We start from the raw sequence: 15,536 nt of genomic DNA on the forward strand, positions 1-15,536 counted from the left end.
AAGCGCGTGGCTGACCATCTAGCAGCGCAGAAGTCTCTTTACGTCTTACCCATACAGCTTCTCGGTTTAGCTTCAGGCACGCTAAATTTTTGCGCCTTTACTGACAAGAGGCCTCTTACGTGGCATCGTATTGCAGTATTTTATAACCTAGCCCATCGGTGCGCTTAGCTCGTAGTATTAGTTCGTAGCTTTTGCTCGTATTATTGGCCCGCTACTTCGCGCTAATTTGCACTTAATGATGCGGCAATGATGTAGGGCATAGGCCTTATTTAACGAGGAGTTTACGTGGTACCTTATATTCTTACCATTTTGTGCGTGTTAGTAGCAGGCGCTATTCATTGGATGTCGCCAAAGGCTTATTGGAAAGCCACCATTATGTCTACCGCCGTTATCTTATTATTTTCTGTCGCCGCGCTATTTATTTTTCAGGCTTCTGGAATGCTGGTAAGCGAACATACTGGGGAAAATGCAGACTTCTCAGGGCAAATGCTCACCATTACTACTATGATTGCCTTCTTCGGCTTCTTGATTTCTCTCTTTGTCGGCTGGTTTCTCCGCGTGGTTAGAAACTAGCTGATAAAATTAAATACAACTATCTACAGGCGGGTTGCACCACTAAAGTGCAACACCGCTTACAACTTTCCTTAAGCTGCCTGTCATCCTTAACTCTCTAAATTGCAATTAACTCTGCTTAACACCTTTAAAAGTCGCGTCTTTTAAGCATTCAGCGCACTACGCCCCCATCCAAACCTTGCATAACTACATTCTGATAAACAGGGCATAAGTGTTGCTTAATTCATTGTGCTTTGAAGCAATACTTCGCAAAAAACTATCAATAAAAAAGCGAATTGCGTAAACGAACATTTAGCAGGGCCTCTTATGCTGCACGAACCTGAACAAACCATTGCGCTTTGTAGCGATGCGACCAAACGTTTTTTGCTGGCCGCAAAACATGCAGAAATTACTGTGTTAGAACAGCTTTCTAGTAACTGTCGTATTGTTATTGCGGTTCGTGAGCTTATACATGAACTGCAAAAAGAGCGCGGAGCCAGCAATATCTTTCTTGCGTCTAAAGCCGAGCGCTACAAAGCTGAGCGAATGCAGTATGTCAGTGCTAGCGAACAAGCAGAGTCAATGCTAAAGAGTCATTTGAAATCTCTTTACTTAACTGATGAGATTACTTCAGGCAACCCACGTTTATTGAGCAGTATCACGCTTGCCATGCAGGCGACAGACTACCTACCTCGCTTAAGAGAACAAGTCAGTAAGCAGCAGTTAACGCCACTGGAATCAACACGAGCCTACAGCCGCTTAGTGGCAAGTTTACTTACTGTCATTTTTGAAGCAGCGGATATAGCAAGCGACCCAACCATTACCCGTTTGCTTGTTGCTTTGTTCAACTTCATGCAGGCCAAAGAGTATGCTGGGCAAGAACGTGCGTGGGGGGCAATTGGTTTTGCAGAAACCCATTTCGACGCGCGTCTATGTGAAAAGCTTGCTGCGCTTCAGCAAGCCCAAGAGCATCACTTCAATATATTCTGTGAATTTAGCTGTAAGCCGCATAAGGACGCGTTGGATGCTTTAAATAAAAGCCCAGCGGCAATAGATATTACCCAGCTTAGAAATATGATTGCACAACTAAGTGACGGCAGCCCTATTGCCGGTGAAATATCAGAAGTTTGGTTTGATGTAGCGACTCGTCGCATAGATGCAATGCAGGGTATCGAGGTAGCACTGACCGAAGCCTTAACACAGCAAGCTAACAGTAAAGTTGCCAATGCAAAAAATGAAATGGCCAATCATCAACAGTTGCTCACGCGCTTTAACGATGAGCACGCCAATGATGGCTCGCCGCTCACCTTACTGTTTGACCCCAGCATGCCCGGCTTAGCAGAAGATACAAAAGACGACGAGATTAAAACGCTGTCACTCGATGAGCAGACTAAAACCTTATCGGCCCACCGCTCTTTTTACGACTTACTGCGTTCACAAGCCCAGCATATAGAAGACATGGGGCGAGAGCTTGAAGAGGCTAAACGTGCAATTCAAGATCAGAAGCTGATAAGCCGAGCAAAGCTGGTAGTCATGGAACAATTTGGACTAAGCGAAAACAACGCGTATCGCCGACTACAAAAACAAGCTATGAGCGAAAATACGACCATAGCGTCTATTTCCGCTAAAATCGTTGATATTGCATCGAAAAACTCGGCCAGAAGATAAATTCCAGCATAACGCTACCTATTTACTTAAGTGCGAATACTTGCTCAACTGGAATGGCAAAATATTCGGCAATTTTTAGAGCAATAACTACCGATGGTGTAAAGCGTCCGGTTTCTACTGTGCTAATAGTCTTCCTGGAAACACCAATAGCGTCAGCTAATTCTTGCTGAGATATTTTGTGTTGCAATCGTAGCTTATGAATGTGGTTATCTAAATCTTCATTCATCTAGGTCTTCCTCACGCAGCTTCCATAAAATGGATGTTCCATGCGCAGCCGCGGCTACACCGAGCAAGACTTGAAGAGCATTGGTGATCTCAAAGGGGGCCATGAGATCTACAAACCATCTGCTGTCGCCCCAAAAAGCAAGAACCAACGCACCAAATAACATGATGTGACAGGTAATGCGCAAGCTAAACGAACTGACATAGTCCACATACTCATCGTTAAATTTCAGTGTCCAATAACCCAAACGCGATATATTTTTTGTGAATTTCATCGTTTTAACTGATAAAACAACGCAGTAAATCGCACTTGCCGCTGCTATCAGATCTAGTAGTAAGTTAACCACTGAGCCAGTGTCGTTGACCACAGTCAACGCAGCCTTACTTAGTACAATAAGAGCAAGGCAAATACTAACTTTTCCAGTTATTGTTAAATACTCTTGCTCCGTCTCTGGTGTTACTAAAATTGATGTTGCCATTTTTAAATTCCTTATTATTAACGGCGCATTGATGCCGTATAAAGCTCACTGCGTTTTAGTGTCTCGTTTGATACCTAAACGGATCATATGTAACCCATAGGTATCAATAATATCCAAAGGTTACACAAGTGCAAGTTTTTTGTGCAACTCAAGTGTTACGCGTTTACTGTGACAGCGCTCTTTCGTAACTTTATGGATGATAGGTACAAAGGAAATACCGAGATAAAATGGTTATTGAGTAATGCTTTGCTGCTGGTATAAAAGCAGAAGAACAACGAATTGTTGTGCAGAAGAATGTTTATTATGGCTTTGATTAACTAAAGTATAGTCTCAAACATTGCGTGCCGATTCTTACAAGTACGTACTGTTTTCCAGTTATTTCTGAACTGTCAGCGAAGGCCAAACAGTAAGCCAATTCTTAGAAGCAAGTCGCTGTTTAAAAACATCAGGTCTTGGATATTTTGGGTTAATACTTATGATGCCGACGAAGTTTGCTTCCAAACCAAATGGCGCGAGTATGTCTAAATCATCGTTGGCTAAAAGACGAACCGCAACACAGGTTTCTCGTTCTATCCAATAAGAAATAGCGTCGTGGCAATTTTGATAGGGAGCATGTCCGTGAGACAAATGCATACGTGCTTGGTTTTTCACCTGCCAATTAGCTTGGGGCATTATTTGGGTTAGCTGGCGTTCAATGGCTTTTTCTTGGTTTTTTATTTCTGATTTAGCGGCCGCAGTTATTAGTGAGTGTTCTTGTCGTTGAAATACTGGTTCTGTTGAAGTCTGGGCTATTGCAACATTCTGAGACACTGTGATTTCTTCGCTAAAGTAAATCACATCGATATCGTTAAGCGGCGTTGGTTTAACCCTTTCATGCAACTCATCCCATATTGCATTTCGTACAAACCCTGCACCTATGTAGCCTTGTGGTAAATCGAGCGACCGCAAGGCATGAAGGCAATCCATTCTGAAAGGATCACGCTTGATAATATCACCAAGCCGTTTAAGTTCTTGCACGCTTAACCTTTGTCTTTAATACGCAGCTTTCGCTTCCACTTAATCACGTAAAAGCAAAATGCAGCCATGCTTCCGCCAGCAAACCAGCCTGCGATAATATCACTAGGCCAGTGTACACCCAGTAAGACACGGCTAAGGCCAATGCAAAATACCAGCAGAGTAGTCGCAAGGTATATCCATACTCGTACCCGCGTACTTTGCGTTAAATGTGTAAGCAAATGAGCTACATAAAAGTAAACCAAGGTTGATAGCGTGGCGTGAGCCGAAGGAAAACTTTGGGTATACACATCAACATGTTGCATGTTCAGCGATGGACGCGGCCTGTCGATCCCCGCTTTAAGTAGAAAAGTCATCGCAATTCCCGCCGCAACGGCAATGATAAAGGTAACAGCCTTTTTCTTCTCTCCCGCCATACCCAAAGCACCAGCGACTGCTGCCACAACAAAAACTAGCACCGTATTGCTACCTAGCGCTGTGGCATCCCTAAGCACGTCACGCTCCCACCCCGACACATTGCCTAGCTTGCTAATTGTGTTAAACAATGCTTTATCAAATGACGTTAAAACGCCCATGTAGACAAACAGCATCATTAACAAAAAGCCGGTTCCAAGTAGTAAAACTTGAATCGCGGGTGTTTTTACCATGCTTAAATAATCGGCGATGGCGCCATTTTTTGTCTTTTCACTGCTTGTCATGTTTCTACTTCCATTTAGTACAACTGAGGGTGCTACTTATCGTGTTTGCTGCCGCCAAGACAGTTAGGTGATGCTAGCGACTCTCCACCTCGCGCTTCCCACTCGGCAGGTGTATATGTATGAAGCGCCAAAGCGTGAACAGGCCCCTGCAGCGCTTCTGCCGCAAGCCCGTTAATTTCTCTGTGCCTTGCTATTAAACGCTTACCTTCAAAGGCGTCACTTACCACGGTAACTTTGAAGTGACTTTGCGCGCCGTCAGGCACATTGTGCATGAAGCTTTCGTCCACAACCTCGAGATAGCTAGGGCTAAGTGCCCCTTCAATCGTAGTTTCTAGAAACGCTTTTACTTGCATCCTGCTTACCTTGCTCTTTGAATAAGATGTCGAAATGTAAGATTAATTCTACCACCGATGGGCTTTGTCGTCTTTGCAATACCATGCACATAATGGCTTTGTGTTGCACCTGCCATAATCAATACGCTCCCGTGTTCCAGTACCTGCGTATGCTTTTCCTTTGTTTCTTTATGCTTAAAAACAAAGGGTCTTGCCTCCCCTAACGTAACTGATGCAATCACGGGGTTGACACCTAGCTCTGGTTCATCATCAGAATGAAAACTCATACTGTCTTGCCCATCGCGATACCAGTTGGCTAGCACGCTGTTGAACCTTGCTTTGCACTGTGACGCGCACGATTTTTCACACAGTTGCTCACAGCGCGCTTTAATGTCTGCAAGACTTTCCGTCCAAGGGTTCGGTGACATGGTTAAATTTGAATAGGTGTAAGTACATTCGGGATCGCCGTGCCAGCTTTGAAGCCGAGGAATTTTTACCGGCTTGCCAAACAGCCTAATCGTATCCTGACGCCAGGGTAGCTCTGCTTGCAGTTTTGTAAAGAAGGTATCAGCAGAAGCCTGCGATAGCGCGTTAGAAAAATAGGTGACGTCACCTTCTACTAACGGGAGCTTATAAGACGTACGCTTGTCTTCAGCCGTGTCGAACAGAGAAAATTGCATGTGTAAGTGAGAGACTTCCTTTGGTATTTAGTACTCGCTATCTAAATAGCGATTGACGGTGCCAATGCTCCTGTAGAGCTTGTGTAATTACACCTTGTTTGCAATGAGTACGCATGCTTTTCCAGTGCGGATTGCTCTGTCATCGTTAAATATCGTGCTTTATACAAGGTGCATTCAATACTGAAGAATAACGGGTTATTCGTTAGAGCCAAATGGTTGATATGATAAGATAGACATTAGCACGTAAATTAAATGAGCATTCCCTAGTAGATAATGCTTTGAGCCTTCTCTAAAAACAGACCCCAATGAATACAGAATTTATATTTGCCGACCGCCAGTTCTCGCTGATTCGCTACCCTGAAAAGCACCAGCATGTAAGCCTTCAAGCGTGGGATAGCGCCGATGAACTCGTTATTGAGCACATCGAAACCTTGTTAAGTGAAACATCGCTTTCAATTGGCAGCGGTGAAAATGATGGGTCAATGATGATCTTTAACGACGACTTTGGTGCGCTAGGCTGCTGGTTTTCCCATTTAGCGCCTTACTGGGTGTCCGATTCGTATATTTCGTTGCGTTCACTGTCTGAGAACTTGAAAGCCAACCAGTTACTCAATGCATCAGTAGATAACAGTACAAGTGGGCTTACGACCGCACCGCTTAAAACGTTAACCAGTGTAGAAAGCTTAACGTTTAAACCAGAAACTGCACCTAGCCTTATCGTCATAAAAGTTCCTCGCGCCCTCGCTTTGCTGGAACAACAGCTTATCGATTTACAGAAATATGTTACGCCTGATACTCGCATCGTCGCAACGGGTAAAGTAAAGGCCATTACGAAGTCGGTACTTAACCTGTTTGAGCGATATATTGGCCCTACCACCACCTCCCTTGCTAAAAAGAAGTCTCGGCTTGTTTTTGCAACGCCTCGTGAGTCTCTAAAACTCGCTGACTCTCCCTATCCTACGCGCTGGCAATGTAAAAGCACCATGGGCGCAGAGCTTACTATCGATAACCTTGCCAACACATTTGCTCGACAGTCGCTGGATATTGGCGCGCGTATTATGCTTGAGCACATGACGGTGAGTGCCAATGACGTGGTAGTAGATTTAGGCTGCGGCAACGGTGTACTGGGTGTAAACGCGCTGTCTCTTGCCCCTGATGCCAAAGTGATATTCGTGGATGAGTCTTACATGGCGCTGGAAAGTGCCCGACTCAACGTGCTAAACAACTTTCCGGATAAAATCGACCAGTGCGAGTTTGTGGCAAGTAACTGCTTAGAAACACTCTTAAATCGCGAAAACAGACCAGCTGTTACTAAGATTTTGTGTAATCCTCCGTTTCATCAGCAAAACGCGATCACAGACCATATTGCATGGCAAATGTTTACTGACTCTCGTGAGTTGCTGATTAAAAGTGGTCACTTGGTGGTGGTTGGCAACCGACACCTCGACTACCACATTAAACTTAAAAAGCTGTTTGGTGGCGCTAAGGTACTTGCGAGTGATAAAAAGTTCGTTATCTTAGGCACTGCAAAACGCTAAGCGCATACAAGAAGTACGCAAATTAAGGAATACATTTAAAGGCATTTTTATGAAGAAAATACTTTTATCACTCATCACCGTTGTTATGCTGATTGGCAGCAGTTCGTCGGTTATGGCTAAGAAAGATGATGGGTCTCAGGTTCAGCCCGATAACTATTACCCACGGGTGAAAATAGAAACGACCATGGGTGATATCGTGGTTGAACTAGACAGAAGACGCGCGCCAATTACGGTAAATAACTTTCTTCGTTATGTGGACAAGCGAGCCTATGAAGACACGATTTTCCATCGCATCGTGCCCGGCTTTGTTGTGCAAGGTGGTGGCTATACTGCTGACTTCAATGGCAAATCAAACTTCCCCGATATCTTTAATGAGTCAGGTAACGGTTTAACCAACGACCTACACACCATTGCAATGGCAAGACAAAATGACCCACATACGGCGAACCGACAGTTTTTCTTTAATGTGAACGATAACAGCAGCTTAAATCCAGGAAGAGACTGGGGCTATGCGGTGTTTGGCGTTATTGTGGAAGGCGAAGATATTGTTGATGCTATGTCGGAAGTAGAAACTGAATACTCTATTCGCCTTAACGCGAATAATGTCCCCATTGAGCCAATCATTATTAAAAAAGTGACCGTTTTACCACCGCTATAAGGTTGCAGCGGCTTTGGCCGAAACGCTTTGGACATTCAGCCATAGAGCGAGCTCATCTATGGCTGAAGCTCAACTCTAAACAAATGCTGTTTTGGGAAGGTTTTATCGAAGTAGAATCCCTGCTTTTTAAACCCTAGTCGCTGCAATAGCTTTTGCGATGCCTTATTGTCTGGGTGCGTCATAGCGGTTAAAAAACCATACCCTTGTGAAGTAGCCCAAGCTATAACCTTCTTGCATGCCTCGTGGCATAAGCCGCTTCCTCTTGCTTCAGGCAACATGGCGAAACCCAAGTCTGGGCATTCAAATGCAAAGCGATTAAATAACCCACAAACTCCTAACGGTTGTTTAGTGTCATTTAACTCAACAGCAAGTAAACCGTAACCCCACTCTTCTCGTTGCGCATTGGTTTTTCCAATGTAGTCGCAGGCGTCATCGAGTGTATTAACGTTCTTACTTCCAATGTACTTAAGCCACAGCTCGTCTTGCTGTAATGCTAGTACCCAATGTTGATCATCAAACGTGAGCGGTCTTAAGGTAATTCTTTCGGAGGTTAAAATTGATGCTTCAGTATTCACACTAAACTCTCTGCCTAAGGGCGTTTGTTACTGCTAAAACTAGCGCTTCGCTAGAATTCTGTCTATATGCTCAATAGTTTCATTATTTACTTTTGCCGCACGCGGGTATTTGGGTTGTGCTCTGTCGTTTACTCTCGGGTGTTCCCACAGCGACGTGTGTGTTACAAATCGCTCCGCTTCTTCAATGCCACCGTGTTCTAAGCAACCGGCCATACAAGTATCAATATAGGTTTGACTAACAGGGAATGCTTCGCTTGCTGGCTCGCAGGCGAGTGTTTCACAAATCCAGAAAGTGAACTGCGCCAATCGCTCATTTAACGCGTCTGTTACCTCACCTTGGTGAAGTTGAAAACTAAGCGCTTTAGGACTAACTTCCACAAATCGATAGTCTTTTTCTCGATCCTGTAACGCAGGGTTAATTTGCGTGGGGATAAGCTGAGCGTTCAGCTGGCTATGAGCGTTGGCTGCGGCGCCTACATAGGTTTGCTCTTCGTGAAGACTGCGCGTCACCCAAGCTCGTTCGAACCCTGATACGGTTACAGGGATCCCTTTTGTGAAAATGTTCGAGTAGCGCTCTCGACTATCTTTGCTGAGTAAGCTTCCGTAACCTAAAACCATGTGTTTTTCGGTTTGCGTACTTAACCAGTTCGCTATCTCATTCATTTTCACCTCTACTTCATAGCTGTCTCATCATCACAATTTTAGGGCTGTTTATCTTTACTTTGTATAGCCCAAAGAAAAAATTGCGTTACGCATTTTTTCAAACTGTATAAATATTTTTTCACACTGCATAAATAGCAAAGGCGGTGTAACACGTTACACCGCCTTTGCTTACTACAGTAACGTCGTTAATTAAAACAACGCTCGCACACCCATAGTAAAGTTTCTACCTGGAAGCGGTGCTTGGTCTTTCAAGAAAGATGTATGAACACGTGCTTCTTCATCAGTCAGGTTTTCACCACGAGCAAATAGCACCCAGTCGATACCTTGCGAACCAAATTCGTATTGAACGCTAGCATTAACTAGTGTGTAGCCATCGGTTGAGGTTTCAAACGACGCCACTTCATCTTGGTCGTCATACCATGTAAAGCCCACGTCAGCACTTAAACCATCGTTCACATAGCTTATTTCACTACCAAAGCGCATAGGTGGTGTGCGTGGAAGGTTGTCATCTTCTACTTCTGCGCGAATATAGTCGCCAAATACAGTTAAGCGTAGCGTGTCTGTTAAGTCTACGTAAGTTTCTGCTTCAAAGCCCCAGATGTCAGCGTCAGCCTGTTGGAAGTAATAAATCGGCGTGCCCTCTTCATCACTGTGTTCTTCATGTTCGTCATGCTCTTCTTCAAGCTCGTCGTGCTCTTCCTCATGTTCGTGCTCGCTTAGGGCAAGCAAACCCGTACTCGACTGGAAGATATAGTCATCAGCCTGATTGTAGAAGAAAGATGCGCTGTAACCCCAGCTTCCGGTAAATTTACGGAAAGTAATATCTAGGTTGGTGCTAACTTCCTCGTTAACGCTTCTTAAGTCTTCTTCAATATGGCCCTCTTCGTCCATATCGAACACCAGACCCACTTCGTAGCTTTGAGTTGCTAAGTGCTGACCTGCAGAGAAAAGTTCTTGCTGGCTAGGCGCGCGTTCACTGCGTGATAAAGTCACGGCAATTGAATGGCCTTCCTGATATTCCCAGTTGGCACCCGCTGAAAGCGACAGGCTGGTGAAGTCATAATCAGGGAAGTTGAAGGCAACAGCGTGCTCTTCATGCTCTTCGCCTTCGTGATCCTCGTGCTCTTCGCCTTCGTGCTCTTCGCCTTCGTGCTCCTCATCTTCATGTAATACGTCAAGCTCTACTTCGCTTGCTTCAGCATCCAAGGTTGTGCGTTCAAGTCGGCCACCCAACTCAAAGGTAACGTCACCTACTTTCTTCTGCTCCACGACATAAAGTGCATAGCTTGAGGTGGTATTGGCTGGCGTGAAAGCTTCTTCGCCGACAGCATTGTAATCGCTATGGTTAAACTGTAGGCCGAATACGCCGTGCCATCCGTTTACTTCTTCATGGTAAGCAGACAGGCGAATATCGCTTGATTCGTTTGTGAATACAGTACCCGGCTCGCCGTCTTCAATTTCTGCGTGCTCATAATCGGTATAAGCCGCGGCAAATTTAAGGTTAGTTAGTCCCTCGAAAGGAGAATGCCATTCACCGGCTGCTTGGTAGCGAGTCATATCTACATCAAGTAGCACGCCTTCTTCTTCTTCATGATCGTGATCGTCTTCGTCGTGGTCACCATCCAGCTCATCATGCTCGTCTTCGTCATGTTCTTCTTCGTGCTCATGGCTGTGGCCCGGTACGCCATACTCATTATCTAACTGCTCAACCGCAAAACCGAAGTAACCTTCTTCTGCTACATAAGATAGGCCTGCAACCACATTGCGGGTCTCCATGGCGCTGCTTTCTAATTCACCGTAAGGTTCATCTTCATCAGGTTCGATAGACGCGAAGCCTGGGATGTCAGCATTATCTGTGTCGCGATAGAAACCATCTACATGCCACACAATGTTGCCACTACCGCCAGTCACATCTGCACGAGTGTACGAACCATTGTTAACCGTGCTATAGCTGGTTTCAGCTTCGCCTTCTACGCCGTCTATTTGGTACTGGGGAATGCGTTTATCTACTACGTTAACCACACCACCGATAGCACCGCTGCCGTATTGGAGTGTTGCTGGGCCGCGAAGTACTTCTACCTGGGTTGCGCTTGAAAGCGTAGCCGCTACGTTATGGTCTGGTCCAACACGCGATACGTCAGAAACATCTAAGCCGTTTTGAACTATCTTTACGCGAGGGCCATCGTTGCCGCGAATAACTGGGCTACTTGATACTGGACCGAAATACGTGCTGTGTACACCCGGCGCGTTTTTAAGGGTCTCGCCTAGGGTTGGCGCTTCAATTTTACGTAGTTTATCAGCCCCGATAACAGTTACGGGTGTAACCGATTCAAGTACCGATGATTGAAGCGCATTAGCAGTTACAACAATATTTTCAACAGATGCGGGCTGTAAAACAAAGTCGACGTTTTGATCTGCGTTTACGTCGCCTAGGTCGTTATCACCATGAATGTAGTTAGAAGAATAAACATGTAAATGAATATGTGGCTGCTTAACATCGTCAAAACGGTAAACGCCATTTTCATCGGTGTAAGCCACGCGACGGCTACCTTCAATTTTAACTTCTGCACCAGCAACTGGTTGGCCAGCAGTATCGGTTACTTTTCCCGTTACTGTAGTGGCATACACAGGCGCACTTAAAAGCCCTGCTATGGACAAACTTAGCAGCGAACGCATTTTCATGAGGTTTCCTTCAAGGATGTTATAACATTATCTAGTGATGTTATAACATTTTTCAGCATTGACCTGCTTATGTCAACCGCAGCCTAGCGTAACTTCCCTTTGTTCTAACGTAATTTAATGTTTTGTGACTATTTAGGTGCTTAGTTAACTTTTTTCGCACCAACTTACGCAAAAAGTGCTTAAGCTCTACTTACATTAAAGTTAATGACTTCTTTAATATGTGACGCGCCTGTTTTCAACATCAGTAACCTGTCGACACCTAAGGCTACGCCTGCACATGCGGGCAACCCAGCATCAAGGGCACTTAAAAAATTCTCATCAATGGGCTTTGTAGGTAACCCGTTTTCTTTGCGCTTTTCGTTGTCCGTCTCAAAGCGAAGCCTTTGCTCTTTCGCCGCACTTAGCTCATGAAAACCGTTGGCCAGTTCAGCACCTTGGTAATACACCTCAAAGCGTTCAGCAACCCGCTCATCAGCAGAACTTAACTGTGCAAGCGCAGCCTGAGAGGCCGGAAAGTTGTAGACAAAACAAGGCCGTTCAATACCGATTTCAGGCTCGATAACATAGCTAAATAACAGTTGTAATTTGCTGTCATAGCTAAGGCTTTGTGGCGCATGAATATCTATATGGTGCTGCTCCATTGCGCTTAGCAAAATTTCATCATCAGCGCTTAGTGGGTCAATATTTAGATAGTGCTGAAAGGCTTGCTGATAAGTCATTTTATCGGCTGAGGCGGTGTTTAAGGTTTCTTGCAATAAGGCGTCAACCTCGTCCATTAAAGCGAAGTGATCATAGCCTAAGCGATACCACTCTAGCATGGTAAATTCTGGGTTGTGCCAGCGCCCTTCCCCTTCGTGGCGAAACGCTTTACACACTTGATAAATACTGCCGCTATCAGCGCACAGTAAACGCTTCATGGCATATTCTGGCGAGGTCTGAAGATACAACTTACTTGGCTTACCGGATGAGGCAAAATTGAATTGTGTATCAAACGCATCTAGGTGTTCGTCAGTAACTGTGCCATTTGAAAGTAAAGGCGTGTCTACCTCTAACACGTTTCTTGCGTAAAAAAACTCTCGGATGGTTCTGAGTAATTCTGCACGCGCTACACGCGCATCATGTGTGGTAGTCGGCTGCCAAGGTTGCATGTATTAAAACCTAAATAGTAAAGCTTAAACAAAAAACCGGTACACAAGGCACCGGCTTTTATACGTAAACAATATGCGCGTATAGCGCTTTAGTATTCGCTATTATTTTTGTGCACGAGACACGTATTCGCCAGAGCGCGTATCAACGCGGATAACTTCACCTGTTTGTACGAATAGAGGAACGCGAACAACTGCACCAGTGCTAAGTGTCGCTGGTTTACCGCCCGTACCTGCTGTATCACCTTTAAGACCTGGGTCCGTTTCAGTGATTTCTAGCTCAACAAAGTTAGGTGGCGTTACCGTAATAGGAGAACCATTCCACAGTGTAATAGTACAAACGTCGTTTTCTACCAACCACTTTTGGTTCTCGCCCACCGCTTTTTCGTCTGCAGCGATTTGTTCGAATGTATCGTTGTTCATAAAGTGGTAGAATTCGCCGTCGGTGTACAAGTAGGCAAGCTCTGTATCCATTACATCAGCGCCTTCTACTGATTCACCTGAGCGGAAAGTTTTTTCTAAAACTTTACCTGAAATAAGCTTGCGGATTTTTACGCGGTTAAACGCTTGGCCCTTACCCGGCTTTACGTATTCGTTTTCTAGAATGTTGCAAGGTTCGCCGTCCAGCATGATTTTCAGGCCGCCTTTGAACTCGTTAGTGCTGTAATTAGCCATAATTCCTCTGTCTAAACATAAGGTACAAAAAGTTTCGTGGAACAAATAATACCTAAAAAACCGATTTCTGTAGAGCATAACTGGCAAAAAGAATTAGCAAGTAGCTACACCGATCCTGCAAAACTGTTGCAGCACTTAGGTTTAGACGAAGAAAAATACGCTCAACATATTAAAGCACGCCGCCTGTTTCCTATGCGTGTTCCACGACATTTTGTGGATCTGATGGAAAAGGGAAACCCTAACGACCCACTGTTTTTACAGGTCATGCCGCTTAGCGACGAGTTTCTAACATCACCCGGTTATAGCGAAGATCCGTTAGACGAGCACGACACCGCAGGCAAGGGTATTTTGCATAAATACGATTCTCGTGTGCTATTAATGGTACGCACTGGCTGTGCAGTAAACTGCCGTTACTGTTTTCGTCGCCACTTCCCGTATGCCGACAATTCGGTAAGTAAACATCAGTGGCTCGATGTACTTGAATACCTTCGCAGTAACAGCAAGATTAACGAGGTGATTTTTTCCGGCGGCGACCCACTTATGGCGAAAGATGATCATTTGGCGTGGTTAGCTAATGAAATTGCCGCCATTCCCCATATAAAACGCTTGCGCATACATAGCCGCTTGCCTGTGGTATTGCCAGAAAGAATCAGCCGTGACTTTATTGAATGGTTTACGGCCTTGCCTCTTCAAAAGGTGCTGGTGCTGCACGCGAACCACGCGAATGAAGTCTCTGAGCCCTTAAAAAGTCGACTGCGCACATTGCGAGACAAGGGCGTGACTTTGCTCAATCAGTCGGTATTACTTAAAGGCATTAACGATTCTGGCGAGGCCATCAGTAACTTAAGCGAGTCACTTTTTGAAGCGGGTGTCCTGCCTTATTACCTACACGTATTAGATAAAGTGCAGGGTGCAAGCCATTTTTATGTCAGCGACGATGAAGGTCGCCTGATTATGGAAGAAGCGATAAAGCGTCTGCCAGGCTTTTTAGTGCCAAAACTGGTGAGAGAAATTGGCGGTCAACCTGGCAAAACGCCTATCGACTTACATTTGCATCCGTAACTTACGCGTAGGTATCGATGTTGGCGCCTAACGCGGGGTTTGAAGATGACGGTTTTGGTACGTCAGCGGCTGATTCCAGCAGCTGAAGCGACGCTTTACCCTCTTGCTCTTGTTGGCTTTTTGCCAACTTAAGAGAGGCCAACTCAAGTGACGCACCGGACGCTCCAGAGGCACTAGCACCTTGTAGATCCATACCATTTTCCTTTGTTGCTTGTAGCAAAGTAAAAAAATGGGCAGAATTGCCCACCCTTACGATGTGTTGAGCATTACGTAACCAGCGAGTTCGTTAGTGAACCGTAGGTTTTGTAATTTACAACATCGGTAAGTTATCGGCCTTGAAAGGCGAAACTTTAACCATTATTTACCGTAATACATTTGCCGTAGCATAAATGATAGCTGCGCAATATATGAACATTAAGTGTGCGACTAACACGTGCACAGGATTACATTAGAAACAAAAGGCGTGAACATGCAACAGAGCCAAGAGATGCAAGCTGTCCATCAACAACTTCAAGAAACACTTCAAACGCTGCACCGCAAAGCCGTTGATGCCGACCAGGTTTTAGATAACTTACAGCGCGATCAAAAAGGTAAGTTTGCAGCCGTATTCGCTGACGATAGCGGTTTTACCACATCAGCCAAGCGCTTTGGCCCCTATGTTCAAGAGATTGCGAATGACTGGCAATCGCTAAAGGAACTGGATGATGATGCGGCCAAACAAGCCCTAGCGCCATTGGTTAAAAAAATAGAATTGGCTCTAGTAACCATTGCACAGTTTCAGCAGTCTCTTGCTAAAAAGTAGCGTAGAACTGCAAGTGAGTAAAACAAAGCCCGCTTCAATTGCGGGCTTTTTTATAGATTAGCTTCTCGCTCACGGCGCGCTCTCTCACGCC

Annotated in this window: 18 protein-coding genes; 6 read left to right on the forward strand and 12 right to left on the reverse strand. The window is 45.1% G+C overall.

What is annotated here, in order from left to right; translation table 11 throughout:
- Positions 1-285: 285 nt before the first annotated feature.
- Both ACYX4N_RS18000 and ACYX4N_RS18005 read left to right on the forward strand, forming a co-directional pair.
- Positions 286-573, forward strand: coding sequence for a hypothetical protein (locus ACYX4N_RS18000; RefSeq protein WP_012517238.1), 288 nt, complete (start codon positions 286-288; stop codon positions 571-573).
- Positions 574-879: 306 nt separating this feature from the next.
- Complete coding sequence (locus tag ACYX4N_RS18005; RefSeq protein WP_476055004.1) at positions 880-2,220, forward strand: nitrate- and nitrite sensing domain-containing protein; 1,341 nt, start codon at positions 880-882, stop codon at positions 2,218-2,220.
- Between the two features lie 22 nt (positions 2,221-2,242).
- On the opposite strand, the gene ACYX4N_RS18010 is transcribed toward ACYX4N_RS18005, so the two are convergent.
- The 6 genes from ACYX4N_RS18010 to ACYX4N_RS18035 form a co-directional block, all read right to left on the reverse strand.
- A complete protein-coding gene (locus tag ACYX4N_RS18010) occupies positions 2,243-2,446 on the reverse strand; it encodes a helix-turn-helix transcriptional regulator (protein WP_014948230.1) in 204 nt (67 codons plus the stop codon).
- On the reverse strand, positions 2,439-2,921 hold the full coding sequence (locus tag ACYX4N_RS18015) for a hypothetical protein (RefSeq protein ID WP_476055006.1): 483 nt from the start codon (positions 2,919-2,921) through the stop codon (positions 2,439-2,441). The genes ACYX4N_RS18010 and ACYX4N_RS18015 overlap by 8 nt, the downstream gene beginning before the upstream one ends.
- Before the next feature lie 375 nt (positions 2,922-3,296).
- Positions 3,297-3,938, reverse strand: a complete 642-nt coding sequence (locus tag ACYX4N_RS18020) for a nucleotidyltransferase family protein (protein ID WP_476055007.1) — start codon at positions 3,936-3,938, stop codon at positions 3,297-3,299.
- A 2-nt stretch (positions 3,939-3,940) separates the two neighbouring features.
- Positions 3,941-4,633 (reverse strand): phosphatase PAP2 family protein, encoded by a 693-nt coding sequence (locus ACYX4N_RS18025; protein WP_476055008.1) that lies wholly within the window; start codon positions 4,631-4,633, stop codon positions 3,941-3,943.
- A gap of 32 nt (positions 4,634-4,665) precedes the next feature.
- The gene (locus ACYX4N_RS18030; RefSeq protein ID WP_476055009.1) at positions 4,666-4,986 is read right to left on the reverse strand and encodes a BolA family protein; all 321 of its coding nucleotides are present in this window, start codon (positions 4,984-4,986) and stop codon (positions 4,666-4,668) included.
- A gap of 5 nt (positions 4,987-4,991) precedes the next feature.
- Positions 4,992-5,645 carry an alpha-ketoglutarate-dependent dioxygenase AlkB family protein gene (locus ACYX4N_RS18035; protein ID WP_476055010.1) on the reverse strand — a complete coding sequence of 218 codons (654 nt, stop codon included), beginning with the start codon at positions 5,643-5,645 and terminating at the stop codon, positions 4,992-4,994.
- Between the two features lie 305 nt (positions 5,646-5,950).
- Between ACYX4N_RS18035 and ACYX4N_RS18040 the strand changes: the two genes are divergently transcribed.
- Together ACYX4N_RS18040 and ACYX4N_RS18045 are read left to right on the forward strand one after the other, a co-directional pair.
- A complete protein-coding gene (locus ACYX4N_RS18040; RefSeq protein ID WP_476055011.1) occupies positions 5,951-7,183 on the forward strand; it encodes a methyltransferase in 1,233 nt (410 codons plus the stop codon).
- Between the two features lie 49 nt (positions 7,184-7,232).
- Positions 7,233-7,841 carry a peptidylprolyl isomerase gene (locus tag ACYX4N_RS18045; protein ID WP_474808777.1) on the forward strand — a complete coding sequence of 203 codons (609 nt, stop codon included), beginning with the start codon at positions 7,233-7,235 and terminating at the stop codon, positions 7,839-7,841.
- A gap of 56 nt (positions 7,842-7,897) precedes the next feature.
- On the opposite strand, the gene ACYX4N_RS18050 is transcribed toward ACYX4N_RS18045, so the two are convergent.
- From ACYX4N_RS18050 to efp, 5 genes are all read right to left on the reverse strand, one after another.
- On the reverse strand, positions 7,898-8,416 hold the full coding sequence (locus ACYX4N_RS18050; protein WP_476055012.1) for a GNAT family N-acetyltransferase: 519 nt from the start codon (positions 8,414-8,416) through the stop codon (positions 7,898-7,900).
- A 39-nt stretch (positions 8,417-8,455) separates the two neighbouring features.
- Positions 8,456-9,079, reverse strand: a complete 624-nt coding sequence (locus ACYX4N_RS18055; protein WP_476055013.1) for a gamma-glutamylcyclotransferase — start codon at positions 9,077-9,079, stop codon at positions 8,456-8,458.
- Positions 9,080-9,268: 189 nt separating this feature from the next.
- The gene (locus tag ACYX4N_RS18060; protein ID WP_476055014.1) at positions 9,269-11,761 is read right to left on the reverse strand and encodes a TonB-dependent receptor; all 2,493 of its coding nucleotides are present in this window, start codon (positions 11,759-11,761) and stop codon (positions 9,269-9,271) included.
- 179 nt (positions 11,762-11,940) lie between these two features.
- Positions 11,941-12,909 (reverse strand): elongation factor P--(R)-beta-lysine ligase, encoded by a 969-nt coding sequence (gene epmA / locus ACYX4N_RS18065; RefSeq protein WP_476055015.1) that lies wholly within the window; start codon positions 12,907-12,909, stop codon positions 11,941-11,943.
- Positions 12,910-13,011: 102 nt separating this feature from the next.
- Positions 13,012-13,581, reverse strand: a complete 570-nt coding sequence (gene efp / locus ACYX4N_RS18070; protein WP_179982333.1) for an elongation factor P — start codon at positions 13,579-13,581, stop codon at positions 13,012-13,014.
- Between the two features lie 36 nt (positions 13,582-13,617).
- Here efp and epmB point away from each other — a divergent pair, with 36 nt between their 5' ends.
- Positions 13,618-14,643, forward strand: coding sequence for an EF-P beta-lysylation protein EpmB (gene epmB, locus ACYX4N_RS18075; protein WP_476055016.1), 1,026 nt, complete (start codon positions 13,618-13,620; stop codon positions 14,641-14,643).
- A 1-nt stretch (position 14,644) separates the two neighbouring features.
- Here epmB and ACYX4N_RS18080 read toward each other — a convergent pair whose 3' ends face one another.
- The gene (locus tag ACYX4N_RS18080) at positions 14,645-14,836 is read right to left on the reverse strand and encodes a hypothetical protein (protein WP_179982331.1); all 192 of its coding nucleotides are present in this window, start codon (positions 14,834-14,836) and stop codon (positions 14,645-14,647) included.
- 276 nt (positions 14,837-15,112) lie between these two features.
- Between ACYX4N_RS18080 and ACYX4N_RS18085 the strand changes: the two genes are divergently transcribed.
- Positions 15,113-15,445, forward strand: a complete 333-nt coding sequence (locus ACYX4N_RS18085) for a hypothetical protein (RefSeq protein WP_179982330.1) — start codon at positions 15,113-15,115, stop codon at positions 15,443-15,445.
- The last annotated feature ends 91 nt before the right edge of the window (positions 15,446-15,536 follow it).

It is taken from the genome of Alteromonas sp. ABH4_452 (assembly GCF_056311825.1).